At 53.9% G+C, this 12,877-nt stretch carries 15 protein-coding genes; 13 read left to right on the top strand and 2 right to left on the bottom strand.

Annotated elements, in window-relative coordinates:
* The first annotated feature begins 226 nt into the window (after positions 1-226).
* From dgcN to AB9F26_RS10495, 3 genes are read left to right on the top strand one after another with little or no spacing between them, the layout of a single operon-like run.
* Positions 227-1,228 (top strand): N-acetyltransferase DgcN, encoded by a 1,002-nt coding sequence (gene dgcN / locus AB9F26_RS10505; RefSeq protein ID WP_335583742.1) that lies wholly within the window; start codon positions 227-229, stop codon positions 1,226-1,228.
* A 9-nt stretch (positions 1,229-1,237) separates the two neighbouring features.
* Positions 1,238-2,203, top strand: coding sequence for an N-acetyl-D-Glu racemase DgcA (gene dgcA, locus AB9F26_RS10500; protein ID WP_335583741.1), 966 nt, complete (start codon positions 1,238-1,240; stop codon positions 2,201-2,203).
* A 10-nt stretch (positions 2,204-2,213) separates the two neighbouring features.
* Entirely contained in the window at positions 2,214-3,077 is an 864-nt protein-coding gene (locus tag AB9F26_RS10495) for a D-amino-acid transaminase (RefSeq protein WP_369767984.1), read from the top strand.
* A gap of 37 nt (positions 3,078-3,114) precedes the next feature.
* On the opposite strand, the gene AB9F26_RS10490 is transcribed toward AB9F26_RS10495, so the two are convergent.
* Positions 3,115-3,447, bottom strand: coding sequence for a DUF1244 domain-containing protein (locus tag AB9F26_RS10490; RefSeq protein ID WP_369754786.1), 333 nt, complete (start codon positions 3,445-3,447; stop codon positions 3,115-3,117).
* 211 nt (positions 3,448-3,658) lie between these two features.
* On the opposite strand from AB9F26_RS10490, the gene pyk reads away from it, so the two are divergent.
* The 9 genes from pyk to mscL all read left to right on the top strand — a co-directional run bounded on the left by pyk (position 3,659) and on the right by mscL (position 11,102).
* Entirely contained in the window at positions 3,659-5,107 is a 1,449-nt protein-coding gene (gene pyk, locus AB9F26_RS10485) for a pyruvate kinase (RefSeq protein ID WP_369767983.1), read from the top strand.
* A gap of 32 nt (positions 5,108-5,139) precedes the next feature.
* Positions 5,140-5,361, top strand: a complete 222-nt coding sequence (locus AB9F26_RS10480; protein WP_039001862.1) for a hypothetical protein — start codon at positions 5,140-5,142, stop codon at positions 5,359-5,361.
* 119 nt (positions 5,362-5,480) lie between these two features.
* Positions 5,481-5,681 (top strand): 50S ribosomal protein L35, encoded by a 201-nt coding sequence (gene rpmI / locus AB9F26_RS10475; RefSeq protein WP_039001863.1) that lies wholly within the window; start codon positions 5,481-5,483, stop codon positions 5,679-5,681.
* A 12-nt stretch (positions 5,682-5,693) separates the two neighbouring features.
* Complete coding sequence (gene rplT / locus AB9F26_RS10470) at positions 5,694-6,056, top strand: 50S ribosomal protein L20 (RefSeq protein ID WP_039001864.1); 363 nt, start codon at positions 5,694-5,696, stop codon at positions 6,054-6,056.
* A gap of 130 nt (positions 6,057-6,186) precedes the next feature.
* Positions 6,187-7,260 (top strand): phenylalanine--tRNA ligase subunit alpha, encoded by a 1,074-nt coding sequence (pheS, locus tag AB9F26_RS10465; protein ID WP_335583737.1) that lies wholly within the window; start codon positions 6,187-6,189, stop codon positions 7,258-7,260.
* Positions 7,257-7,700: an ASCH domain-containing protein gene (locus tag AB9F26_RS10460; protein ID WP_369767982.1), complete on the top strand. Its 444-nt coding sequence runs from the start codon at positions 7,257-7,259 to the stop codon at positions 7,698-7,700. The genes pheS and AB9F26_RS10460 overlap by 4 nt, the downstream gene beginning before the upstream one ends.
* Before the next feature lie 2 nt (positions 7,701-7,702).
* Positions 7,703-10,114, top strand: coding sequence for a phenylalanine--tRNA ligase subunit beta (gene pheT, locus AB9F26_RS10455; protein ID WP_369767981.1), 2,412 nt, complete (start codon positions 7,703-7,705; stop codon positions 10,112-10,114).
* A 17-nt stretch (positions 10,115-10,131) separates the two neighbouring features.
* On the top strand, positions 10,132-10,581 hold the full coding sequence (locus AB9F26_RS10450; protein WP_335583735.1) for a YtoQ family protein: 450 nt from the start codon (positions 10,132-10,134) through the stop codon (positions 10,579-10,581).
* A gap of 83 nt (positions 10,582-10,664) precedes the next feature.
* Positions 10,665-11,102: a large conductance mechanosensitive channel protein MscL gene (gene mscL / locus AB9F26_RS10445; RefSeq protein WP_335583734.1), complete on the top strand. Its 438-nt coding sequence runs from the start codon at positions 10,665-10,667 to the stop codon at positions 11,100-11,102.
* A 51-nt stretch (positions 11,103-11,153) separates the two neighbouring features.
* On the opposite strand, the gene ald is transcribed toward mscL, so the two are convergent.
* The gene (ald, locus tag AB9F26_RS10440) at positions 11,154-12,269 is read right to left on the bottom strand and encodes an alanine dehydrogenase (protein ID WP_335583733.1); all 1,116 of its coding nucleotides are present in this window, start codon (positions 12,267-12,269) and stop codon (positions 11,154-11,156) included.
* Positions 12,270-12,403: 134 nt separating this feature from the next.
* Between ald and AB9F26_RS10435 the strand changes: the two genes are divergently transcribed.
* Positions 12,404-12,862, top strand: a complete 459-nt coding sequence (locus tag AB9F26_RS10435) for an Lrp/AsnC family transcriptional regulator (RefSeq protein WP_039001871.1) — start codon at positions 12,404-12,406, stop codon at positions 12,860-12,862.
* The last annotated feature ends 15 nt before the right edge of the window (positions 12,863-12,877 follow it).

Here is a 12,877-nt window from a genome sequence, read left to right as displayed (position 1 = left end):
TTTTGGTTTGGTATATTCTTGCGCGATGGATCGCAAGCCCTTTGTGCAACTGCAGCAATCGCCCGCACATGAAAGGAATCTCCGTAATTCAGATCAGTGTTCGTCATTTCTTTCATACTATTATCACTTGTCGGTGTAATCTTCTAAAATTACGTCGAAATGAGCGAAGCTTGAGAGGAAGTTCTAACCAAAATGAGGGATGCTCCCCCCAACATAGGAGCGCAACATGATTCCCACACCTTATCTTCTCTTTCTCGGCGATGCGCCGGACCAACTCGCCACAAAAGTTGCCCAAGGCATAAAAGATTGGCGTCCCGATCACGCCATCGGCCAACTCCGGTTGCCAACGTGTAAAGCGGACTTGGGTCTGACGGATATGACATTGGCCGAGGCAAAAGCCTCTGGCGCCAAAACTTTGGTTATTGGTGTGGCCAATCGTGGCGGAGTTATTTCCCCCGCATGGAAAGAGATTCTCATTGCCGCTATTGAGGCGGGCTTTGATATTGCGAGTGGTTTGCACAACTTGCTGCGCCATGAGGCCGATTTGGTGGCCAGTTCTATGGCGCATGGAACAAGTCTCCACGATGTGCGCGTTCCGGGAATCGACTATCCCATTGCAAACGGGGTCAAACGGACGGGCAAACGTGTGCTCGCCGTGGGGACCGATTGCTCGGTTGGGAAAATGTATACGGGTCTTGCGATTGATGCTGAAATGCAAAAGCGCGGGATGAAATCGACATTTCGCGCCACGGGCCAAACCGGTATTTTGATTACGGGACAAGGTATTCCGCTGGACGCCGTTATCGCCGACTTCATGGCGGGGGCCGTTGAATATGTTTCCCCTGACAATGATCCGGACCATTGGGATGTGATTGAGGGGCAGGGCAGTCTGTTTCACGCCTCTTACTCCGGTGTCACAATGGCGCTTATTCATGGCGGCCAGCCAGATGCGATTATCCTTGCACATGAGCCCACCCGTAAACATATGCGCGGCCTTCCAAGCTATACTTTGCCGACGTTGGAAGCCTTGCGCGATATGTGTCTGCCTATTGCACATGTGGTCAACCCCGCTTGCAAAATTGTGGGTATTTCGGTGAACACGGCCAGCATGAGTGAAGACGAAGCGCGGGCTTATCTGTCTGAGCTTGAGGCACGTATGGGCATGCCCGCGGTCGACCCGTTCCGCGACAATGCAGAACGGCTGGTCGATGCGCTTGAAGCTCTATAGGTTGCAAATATGAAAATTACCGTTTCCCCCGATACCTTTGCCTTGGCCGAAGTTTTTACCATTTCGCGCGGCAGTCGCACTCATGCGCATGTTTTGACCGTGCGCATTCAAGATGGCGAGCACGAAGGTTGGGGGGAATGCGTGCCCTATGCGCGGTATGGGGAAACGTTGGAAAACGTCACGGCCCTGATTGAAGGGTTGAAGACTCCCGTTGATCGCAACAGCCTGCAAGAAATGCTGCCCGCAGGCGCGGCGCGAAATGCAGTTGATTGCGCGCTCTGGGACTTGGACGCAAAACGCTCGGGGAAACGGGCATGGGAACTGGCTGGTCTGGACGCACCAAAACCCGAAATTACGGCTTTTACCCTGTCGCTCGCCAGCCCAGAAGAGATGAAGTTGTCGGCGGCGAAACACGCTTTTCGCCCGCTTTTGAAAATTAAACTGGGGACACCAGATGATATGGTGCGCCTTGAGGCCGTACGGGCTGGAGCGCCAAAATCGCGGATTATCGTTGACGCAAATGAAGGGTGGAGCGCCGAAGTTTACAGCGAGCTTGCCCCCCATTTGATCCGTTTGGGCGTTGAGTTGGTTGAACAGCCAATGCCCGCTGGAGAAGACGATATGTTGGCCGAAATTGCGCGCCCCTTACCCGTCTGTGCAGACGAAAGTGCGCATGATTGTGCGAGCCTTGCGCATCTAAAGGGCAAGTACGATGTGGTGAACATCAAACTCGATAAAACCGGTGGTCTGACCGAGGCCCTAAAGCTTAAGCAACAAGCGATTGCAGAGGGTTACCGCGTTATGGTTGGCTGTATGGTCGGGAGTAGTTTGGCAATGGCCCCTGCAGTTCTTGTGGCTCAAGGCGCGATGATAACAGACCTTGACGGGCCGCTTTTGTTATCGCAAGACCGTGAGAACGCATTATTTTATGACGACTCAGGCGTGCATCCGTCAACGGCGGCACTCTGGGGCTAGGGAGAGAACCATGAGTCGCACTGTCTATGTAAATGGCGAGTATCTGCCAGAAGCCGAAGCCAAAATCTCGATTTTCGACCGTGGTTTTTTGATGGCTGACGGCGTTTACGAAGTGACCAGTGTTCTGGACGGCAAATTGCTGGATTTTGCAGGGCACGCAAAGCGTCTTGAACGCTCCCTTGGCGAACTCGATATGGCCCTGCCGATCGAGATGGAGGACCTCCTCGAAGTGCACCGCGAATTGGTGCGCCTGAATGATATCAACGAGGGGATGATCTATTTGCAGGTCACACGCGGCGCGCCGAGCGACCGTGATTTTGCCTTCCCCGATCCCGCTGAGACTCCTTCAACCATCGTGTTGTTTACCCAGAACAAGCCCGGTCTTGCCGACACTCCTGTAGCGAAAAAAGGCATCAAGGTTATCTCGATTGAGGATATCCGCTGGGGACGCCGTGACATCAAAACGATCCAGCTTCTCTATCCCTCTATGGGCAAGATGATGGCCAAAAAAGCTGGCGTTGATGATGCGTGGATGGTTGAGGATGGCATGGTTACCGAGGGCACCTCCAACAACGCCTATATCGTGAAAAACGGCAAGATCATTACGCGCCACCTTGGCACGGAAATCCTCGCAGGGATTACCCGCAACGCCGTTTTGCGGTTTGCCGAAGAGGCGCAAATGACCGTTGAAGAACGTAGTTTTACTATTGCCGAAGCCCAAGGCGCCGATGAAGCTTTTGTGACCTCTGCGAGTACCTTCGTGATGCCAGTTGTCGAGATTGACGGCGCTCAAGTCGGTGCAGGTGTGCCGGGTCCGGTTGCTGTGCGGCTGCGCGAAATCTATCTTGAAGAAAGTCGTAAAGCCGCGATTTAAATCAATAGAAGCCAGCCTGAACCCTCACGCTGGCTTTCTATTTCTTCGCTACATTCTCATCAAATGCTTGTTTGAACGCGGCCTGTTTCTGTGGGGTCGCGTCGGTTTGATGATTGGCTTTCCATTCATCCATCGTCATTCCGTAATATGCCTCGCGGGCCTCGTCTTTGCTCATCTCAATGCCGCGTTCATTGGCGGCTTCTTGCACCCAGCGCGACAGGCAGTTGCGGCAAAAACCCGCCAAATTCATCATGTCGATATTTTGCGCGTCGGTTCTTTGTTCCATAAGATGTGTGCGCAGAGTTCGAAAGGCGGCGGCTTCTAGCTCGAGTTGCGTTTGCGCGTCGATGTCTGGGCGATTGAAATTCATAGAGCACCTATAGTAAAAAATACGGGAACGAAGCCAAATATTAACCGCCTCGAAAGAAAGCGCAACGACACTCACTGTCACAGATGGGTTACAAAAGGCATTTAAAGTGGTCGTGCAGATGGATGTATGGCCCGTTGTGTTTTGAAATAAAATGGGGCATATATCGGGCGGCCCACCGAAATTATTTTTTAACACGAGGAATCGACGCCGAATGACACGCGCTCGCAATGTAAAAATCGTGGCCACTTTGGGCCCCGCATCGAATGACTATAAAATGATACGTGCTTTGTTTGAAGCCGGGGCTGACGTATTCCGCTTGAACATGAGCCATGGCGACCACGAAGAAATTCGTAAGCGCCACGAGATCATTCGTCAAATCGAAGAAGATACTGGCAAACCGATTGCGATTTTGGCTGACCTTCAGGGGCCGAAACTGCGCTGTGGCGTTTTTGCCAACGATGGTGGCGAAGAATTGGCCGTAGGCGCTAAGTTCCGCTTCGATCTTTCAGACGCCCCCGGAACCATTGAGCGCGTTCAACTGCCGCACAAAGAGATTTTCCAAGCGCTTGAAGTGGGCTCGACCCTTCTGGTGAACGACGGCAAAATCCGCGTGCGAGTTGAAGCGCGCGGCGAAGATTTCGCCGATTGTGTGGTCGAAGTTGGTGGTACTATCAGCAACCGCAAGGGTGTGAACGTCCCCGACGTGCTTCTCCCATTGGCGGCCTTGTCTGAAAAAGACCGCCGCGATCTGGAATTTGTCTGTGAATTGGGCGTGGATTGGTTGGCCTTGTCGTTCGTACAGCGCCCCGAAGACGTCTTTGAAGCGCGTGAACTGGCCAAGGGCCGTGCGGCTATTCTGTCAAAAATCGAGAAGCCAGCAGCGGTTACCGCGTTTGACAGCATTCTTGCAGTGTCTGACGGGATTATGGTCGCCCGTGGCGATCTGGGCGTTGAATTGCCCGTTCAAAACGTTCCACCAATTCAGAAACGCCTGATTCGTAAGTGCCGCAATGCCGCGAAACCCGTGATCGTTGCCACCCAGATGCTCGAAAGCATGATCGAGAGCCCCGTGCCAACGCGCGCCGAGGTTTCCGATGTTGCGACCGCGATTTACGAAGGTGCCGACGCCATCATGTTGTCCGCCGAATCCGCGGCTGGGGATTTCCCAATCGAAGCGGTGACAACCATGAACAACGTGGCCGTTGAGGTCGAAAGCGACGCGACATACCGCGAAGTGATTGAAGCAAGCCGCAAGTTCAAAGGCGTCTCTATTGCTGACGGTATCGTTGCTGCAGCCCGCGAGATTGCGGAAACGGCCGACATCAAAGCGATTTGTTGCTTCACGCAATCTGGGAATACGGCCCTGTTGGTGGCGCGTGAACGTCCACGTGTTCCAATCATTGCTTTGTCACCCGTTAAGGAGACCTTGCGTCGCCTTTGCTTGAGCTGGGGCATGAATTGCTTCAACTCTGACAACGTGGATCGCTTCAAAATGGCCGTGATCGCAGCGGCTCGGGCTGCGCGTGCTTCTGGTCTCGCAACTGAGAACGATTCGATCGTGGTGACAGCGGGTGTTCCGTTCAATGTGCGTGGTACGACCAATATTCTACGCGTCGCACCTTGTGATGAACGGTTGATTTTGAACATCGATCCTGAATAGACTACTCTAAAGAGTAGTCTTTGGAGGGGTCTATGGATCCAGATCTTTTTCTAGTCATCGGTCTTTTGATCGGCGGATTTACCATTCCGCCGATCTTAGGTGCCATATTTGATGGGCGCCCCCCTCGGACACCCGCAGTTTTGGTCGTGATCGCGGGCGGCATGATTGCCTTCGCGGTTATTCAAAAGCCCGGAGGGTATGTCATCCAAGACATCCCCGGAGTCTTCTCCCACGTCATCGGAAAATACCTGTAACACGTGTTTTGGGCTTGCCCCTCTGGGGAATGCGTCCTATACGACGCGCTCTTACTGCGTGACCGGCCGAAAGTGGCATGCCGAGTCGCGTTTACACCGAATTCAAATAGGAGACGGAAATGCCCAAGATGAAGACAAAGTCGAGCTGCAAAAAGCGGTTCAAAGTTACGGCCAATGGCCTTGTAGTTGGAGGTCAAGCTGGCAAACGCCACGGCATGATCAAACGTTCCAACAAATTCCTGCGCAATGCGCGCGGTACCACAGTTTTGTCGGCTCCTGATGCGAAAATCATCAAGACGATGATGCCGTACGCTCGTTAAGGAGAATCTGATATGCCCCGCGTAACATCTGGTAAGGTAACTCACCGTCGCCACAAAAAAGTCGTCGACGCCGCTAAAGGTTTTTACGGCCGTCGTAAAAATCTTTTCAAAACAGCCACACAGGCCGTCGACAAAGCAAACCAATACGCCACACGTGACCGTAAAGTCCGTAAGCGTAACTTCCGTGCGCTTTGGATCCAACGGATCAATGCTGCCGTGCGTGCTCACGACGAAACACTAACATATTCGCGCTTCATCAATGGCCTTTCGTTGGCTGGAATCGAAGTGGACCGTAAGGTTCTCGCCGATCTCGCCGTACACGAGCCAGAAGCGTTTACAGCGATCGTTGAAAAAGCCCAAGCCGCTCTGGCTTAAGGCGTAACGCTCGCGAAGACTTCTCGAACCGAGAAGAAAATTTGAAGCCGCGGGCCTGTGATGGGTCGGCGGCTTCTTGCGTTTAACCCCCGATGTGATAGCACGGCGGGGGACAGAATAGGGGTCAGGCATGGACGATCTTCGGCAGAAATTTCTTGAGGCAATCTCCTCGGCAACCAATGAGGCAACCCTCGAAGACTTGCGGGTCTCTGCGGTGGGCAAAAAGGGCGAAATCAGCCTGAAAATGCGCGAATTGGGTAAAATGACACCCGAAGAACGCCAAACAGCTGGCCCCGCGCTCAATGCTCTCAAGGACGAGGTAAATTCGGCACTGGCCGCCAAGAAAGAAGCCTTAGGCGACGCCGCCCTTGATGCGCGCTTGAAGGGCGAATGGCTCGACGTGACTTTGCCCGCACGTGGGCGTCCCGCAGGCACAATTCATCCTGTCTCGCAGGTCACAGAAGAAGTAATCGCGATTTTCGCGGATATGGGGTTTGCCGTGGCCGAAGGCCCGCAGATCGAGAATGATTTTTATAATTTCGATGCCCTCAATATTCCGCCGCACCACCCCGCGCGGCAGGAATTTGATACGTTTTATATGCACCGCGATGCCGATGACGAGCGCGCGCCTCACGTGCTGCGCACGCATACAAGCCCCGTTCAAATCCGCGAGATGGAAAAAACCGGTGCGCCGATCCGCGTGATTGCGCCAGGTCGTGTGTATCGTTCGGATTATGACCAGACCCACACGCCGATGTTCCACCAGATCGAAGGCATGGCCATTGGCAAAGATATTTCTATGGCCAATCTGAAATGGGTGCTTGAGGAATTCTTCGCGGCCTTCTTTGAAATTGACGGAATCAAAACCCGTTTCCGCTCCAGCCATTTTCCCTTCACGGAACCTTCTGCAGAAGTTGATATCCAGTGCAGCTGGGTTGACGGGCAATTGCGCATCGGCGAAGGCGACGGTTGGATGGAAGTGCTGGGTTCTGGCATGATGCACCCTAAAGTTTTGGCAGCAGGCGGCGTCGACCCCGAGAAATATCAGGGGTTTGCCTTTGGTATGGGGATCGACCGCATTGCGATGCTGAAATACGGCATCCCAGACTTGCGCGCCTTCTTTGATAGCGACCTGCGCTGGTTGCGGCACTATGGTTTTAGCGCGTTGGACATGCCGTCACTGGCGGGAGGTTTGAGCAAATGAACGATCACACTGAGAACCTAAACGACACATACCCCGGTGCGGGCACCTATTGTTTTGGCGAGAGTAATGCCGACAGCGAGGCGCAACTAACGCTGGTGCGTGCTGGGACCAAACGTCTGGATTGCGCGGCTTTGGCGGAATTTGGCGGCGACAAAGATGCGCTCCCTAAAGTGGGCCGTTGCGATATCGCGACCGAATGGAATGGCGCGCCAGCCCTCGTCACCAAGACCACAAAGGTCGAACAGCACCGCTTTTGCGATGTGACGTGGGAGTTGGCTATGGACGAGGGCATGGGCAACAGCCTTGCCGATTGGAAAGCCTATCGTTCCGCATATTTTGGCCGCAACGGCGGTTTTGACCCTGAAATGATGTTGGTGTTCGAACGCTTTGACGTCGTTGAAGATTTGGCAGGGCGTGGGATCACGCCGACAAAGGATTAATCATGAAATTCACGCTTTCTTGGCTTAAAACGCATCTCGAAACCGACGCGCCGCTCGATGACATCCTCTATGCTCTGACCGATCTTGGACTTGAAGTTGAAGAGGTGACGGACCCCGCAGCAAAGCTTGCCGACTTTAGATTGGGCAAGGTCGTCAAGGCCGAGAAACACCCCGATGCGGATAAATTGCGCATCTGTACGGTGGCCACCGCCGATGGCGAAACGCAGATCATTTGCGGCGCGCCAAACGCACGCGAAGGCATCACCGTGGTCGTTGCAAAACCGGGCACGTATATTCCGGGGTTGGATATTACAATTCAGGTTGGAAAAATTCGCGGCATCGAGAGCTTTGGCATGATGTGCTCCGAGCGTGAGATGGAACTCTCCGAGGAGCACGACGGCATCATCGAGCTTCCCGAAGGGGACGTTGGCGACCGTTTCATCGATTATTTGGCCAAAGTTGATCCCGCCAAAGTGGACCCGATGATCGAAATTGCAATCACGCCAAACCGCCCTGATGCGCTTGGTATTCGGGGGATCGCCCGCGACCTCGCCGCGCGCGGCCTTGGTGTTTTGAAACCCGCACCTGTAGCAAAAGTTGCGGGGACATTCGACAGCCCGATCACCGTGTCGATTGATGCGGATACGCGCATTGAGGGCTGTGACGTTTTCATGGGTCGTATGATCCGCGGTGTGAAAAATGGCCCGAGTCCGAAGTGGCTGCAGGATCAACTGCTTGCCATCGGGTTGCGCCCAATTTCGATTCTTGTCGATGTTACGAACTTCTTTACCTATGATCAAAACCGTCCGCTTCATGTTTTCGATGCCGATAAAGTACACGGAAATTTACGGGTGCGTCGCGCCAAGGGCGGCGAGACCATCGTGGCCTTGGACGACAAAACTTATGAATTGCAAGCTGGTATGGTTGTGATTTCCGACGACAATCAGATCGAGAGCATCGCCGGAATTATGGGCGGACTTGAGAGTGGTTGCACCGAGGAAACCGTAAATGTTTTCCTAGAGGCAGCTGTCTGGGAAACCATTCAGATCGCCAAAACTGGACGGGCGCTTAAGATTAATTCCGATGCCCGCTATCGTAATGAACGGGGCATTGATCCAGCCTTCAACGCGCCCGCCATTGAGCTAGCGACCCAGATGATTTTGGACCTATGCGGTGGCGAAGTGAGCCATGTTGTGACTGCGGGGGAAGTTCCAGATGTAAGCCGCGCTTACAAATTGGATACGGATCGCGTGCAAAGTTTGGTCGGCATGGAAATCGAGCCCGAAGTGCAACGTGCGAGCCTTGAGGCTCTAGGGTTTGTGCTGGAAGGCGACATGGCTTGGGTGCCCAGCTGGCGGCCCGACGTCCTTGGGAGCGCGGATCTGGTCGAAGAAGTCGCGCGTATTGCGTCGCTTACCAAGCTTGAAGGGCGCCCGATGGCGCGTGCAACCGTTGGTGTTCCCGGCCCGATTCTGACACCGATGCACCGCCGCGAAAGCATGGCGCGTCGCACGGCGGCGGCGCTTGGGTACAACGAATGTGTGACCTATAGTTTTATCGACAAAGCAAGCGCCGAACTCTTTGGCGGCGGGTCGAATGCAACGATGTTGGCCAATCCGATCTCCTCTGAAATGAGCCACATGCGGCCTGACCTTTTAGCGGGCTTGATGCAAGCTGCCGCCCGCAATCAAGCGCGTGGCGTTGCCGATTTGGCCTTGTTTGAGGTCGGTCCGGCGTTCCACGGCGGCGAACCCGAAGAGCAACACATTCAGGTCGCAGGCCTTTTGGTCGGAGCGACAGGGCCCAAAGACGTGCACGGCGAACGCCGCATGGTTGATGTGTTCGACGCAAAAGCCGATGCCGAAGCTATCTTGGCCAGTATTGGCGCTCCAACGCGTGTTCAGATTTTACGCGGAAAAAATAGCTGGTGGCATCCGGGGCGCAACGGAAGCATTTGCCTTGGCCCCAAGAAAATTATGGCCAGCTTTGGTCAGGTTCACCCAAAAACGCTTGAGAAAATGGGGATCAACGGCACGGCCGTAGCATTCACAGTCTACCTTGAACAGCCGCCGTTCCCGCGCAAAACCAAGGCCACACGTGCGGCGCTTGTTGCCAGTGACCTGCAAGCGGTTGAGCGCGATTTTGCTTTCGTTGTGGACACATCGGTTGAGGCCCTGACATTGGTCAATGCTGCGGCCAGCGCGGATAAGGTGCTGATCTCGGACGTCATATTGTTTGATGAATTCACCGGCGAAAAAGCTGAATCCCAAATGGGCGCGGATAAAAAATCGCTTGCGATTACGGTGCGCTTGCAACCGACCGACGCGACATTGAAGGTGAAGGAAATCGAAGAAATTTCGGCCAAAATATTGGAAAAGGTCGAAAAAGCGACGGGCGGCGTTCTGCGCAGCTAGCTTAAGGGAGCGTTGACATGAGTTTTAAAGTCTATCTTTCGGGGGAAATCCATTCGGATTGGCGCGCGGAAATCATTGCGGGGGCTGAGGGTTTGAACATTGAGTTCTCCTCCCCTGTGACGGACCACGGCGCCAGCGACGATTGCGGTGTGGCAATTATGGGCGCGGAAACTGACAAGTTTTGGCACGACCATAAGGGCGCAAAACTCAACGCTATTCGGACCCGCAAGGCCATCTCAGAAGCCGACGTTGTTGTGGTGCGGTTTGGTGAGAATTATCGCCAGTGGAATGCTGCCTTTGATGCGGGTTTTGCCGCGGCCCTCGGAAAATCCTTGGTCGTGATGCATGGCGCGGACCACCAACATGCGCTCAAAGAAGTGGATGCTGCGGCTCTTGCTGTGATCGAAACGCCTCAGCAAGTGATCGAAATTCTGCGCTATGTTCTGACCGGCAGCTTGCCGAAGTAAACTGTCGTTACTGATCTAGAACGGAACCGAAAAATCTTAGTGCTCGAGCTGAGGCACAAATGTTTAAACTTAGGGGAAATAAAATGTTTAAAGAATTTAAAGATTTCATCGCCAAGGGCAACGTCATGGACATGGCGGTCGGGATTATAATTGGGGCGGCGTTCACGGCGATTGTAAAATCACTTGTGACCGATTTGATCAATCCAATCATCGGATTGTTCACTGGCGGGGTGGATTTCACCAACAAATTTTTCGTGCTTTCGGGCGGCGCTGAGGGCGCGAGTTATGCGACGCTCGAAGCCGCGCGTGAAGCGGGCGCGGGTACATTTGCATACGGGGCCTTCGTCATGGCCGTGATCAATTTCCTGATTATTGCCTATGTTGTCTTTTTACTGGTGCGCAGCGTTAACAAGATCAAGGATGCTAGCGTGAAGGCGGAGGCGGCGGCGGAAGAAGCGCCCGCAGGCCCAACAGATATCGAACTCTTGGTAGAAATTCGCGACGCACTCGTCAAAAAATAGGTTCGTCGAAATTAAAAAATGGCCCGCATAAATTTAGCGGGCCATTTCTGTCTATTTGATCGCCAAAGCTGGCGACAAAACATCAATCCCAAGCGCTTTGCCGACCGCGTAATAGGTCAATTGTCCGGCGTGGACGTTCAGGCCATTCAGCAAGTGCGGATCATCGGTACAGGCCTGTTTCCAGCCTTTGTCAGCCAAGGCGAGAAGGAACGGTAACGTCGCATTCCCAAGGGCGATAGTGGACGTGCGCGCCACAGCTCCTGGCATGTTGGCAACGCAGTAGTGCATGATGCCATCGACTTCATAAATCGGGTCTTGGTGGGTCGTTGCGTGACTTGTTTCAAAACAACCGCCTTGGTCAATCGCAACATCCACGATAGCAGCGCCGGGTTTCATCGTCGAAAGCTGAGCGCGGCTGATAAGTTTTGGTGCTGCGGCACCGGGAACGAGGACGGCACCGATGACCATGTCAGCATGGGTCACCAAGTCAGCAGTATTCCCAGCTGTCGCGTAGGCGTTTTTGAAGGTGCCACCAAAGACGTCATCAAGATAGCGCAGGCGTGGCAGGGAGCGGTCCAGAACCGTCACATCCGCGCCCATTCCAGCAGCAATCCGCGCCGCGTGGGTGCCAACGACACCGCCGCCAATGACCACAACGCGGGCGGGCGAAACTCCCGGAACACCACCCATCAACACGCCGCGCCCGCCATTTGCTTTTTGCAGAGTCCATGCGCCGACTTGCGGGGCCAAGCGACCCGCGACTTCGGACATTGGCGCAAGCAGGGGCAACCCGCCCGCGGCGTCTGTGACGGTCTCATAGGCGATGGCTGTGCAGCCACTGGCCAAGAGGTCACGCGTTTGTTCGGGGTCGGGGGCAAGGTGAAGGTATGTAAAGAGAACTTGGCCTTCGCGCAGCATTTTACGCTCAACGGATTGGGGCTCTTTGACCTTTACGATCATATCAGAAAGGGCGAAAATTTCGGCGGCGGTGTCTTTTATTTCGACACCAGCATCGACATAATCTGTATCGGTGAAACCGGACCCAATGCCAGCGTCGGTTTCCACCAAAACACGATGGCCGTGTTGGATCGCTTCGCGCGCGGCGTTTGGGGTTATTCCAACCCTAAATTCTTGGGGTTTGATCTCTTTTGGGCATCCGATTAGCATGGGTTCTCCTCCGTTTGAAGTTAGAGTTTGCGCCTTTCTCAACGCAATTGTTTTGAATTCTCTTCGTTGATCGGATAAGTTTTGGGATAATTCTACGGAAATGGCCGATAAAATTCGAAGGAATCTGCGGAATAATGAAATTAGACAGTATAGATCGTCGAATTTTGGAGGTGCTCCAAAAGCAAGGTCGTATAACGAATGCTGAGTTGTCAGAGCGGATCAATCTCTCCCCCTCGGCATGCCATCGGCGGGTTCAGCACCTCGAGGCGGAGGGGTACATTCGGGATTACGTCGCGCTTCTTGATCCGCGTAAAGTTGGGCGGCAGACTACCGTTTTTGTGGAAATTACTCTCTCTGGGCAGACCGACGAAGTTTTGGATGCATTTGAGAAAGCCGTGACGCGGATTCCCGATGTTTTGGAATGCCATTTGATGGCAGGGACGGCGGATTACATGCTGAAGGTTGTTGCCCACGACACCGAAGATTTTGCGCAAATCCATCGTCGTCATTTGGCGCGCTTGCCGGGTGTGGCGCAAATGCAGAGTAACTTTGCGCTTCGAACGGTATTTAAAACCACGGCGCTTCCGGTTTAACTCCAATCGGTTACG

It is taken from the genome of Falsihalocynthiibacter sp. BN13B15 (assembly GCF_041205415.1).
In the GTDB taxonomy this organism is placed as follows: Bacteria; Pseudomonadota; Alphaproteobacteria; order Rhodobacterales; family Rhodobacteraceae; genus Falsihalocynthiibacter; species Falsihalocynthiibacter arcticus.
This window is presented reverse-complemented; position numbering and strand designations above follow the sequence as displayed.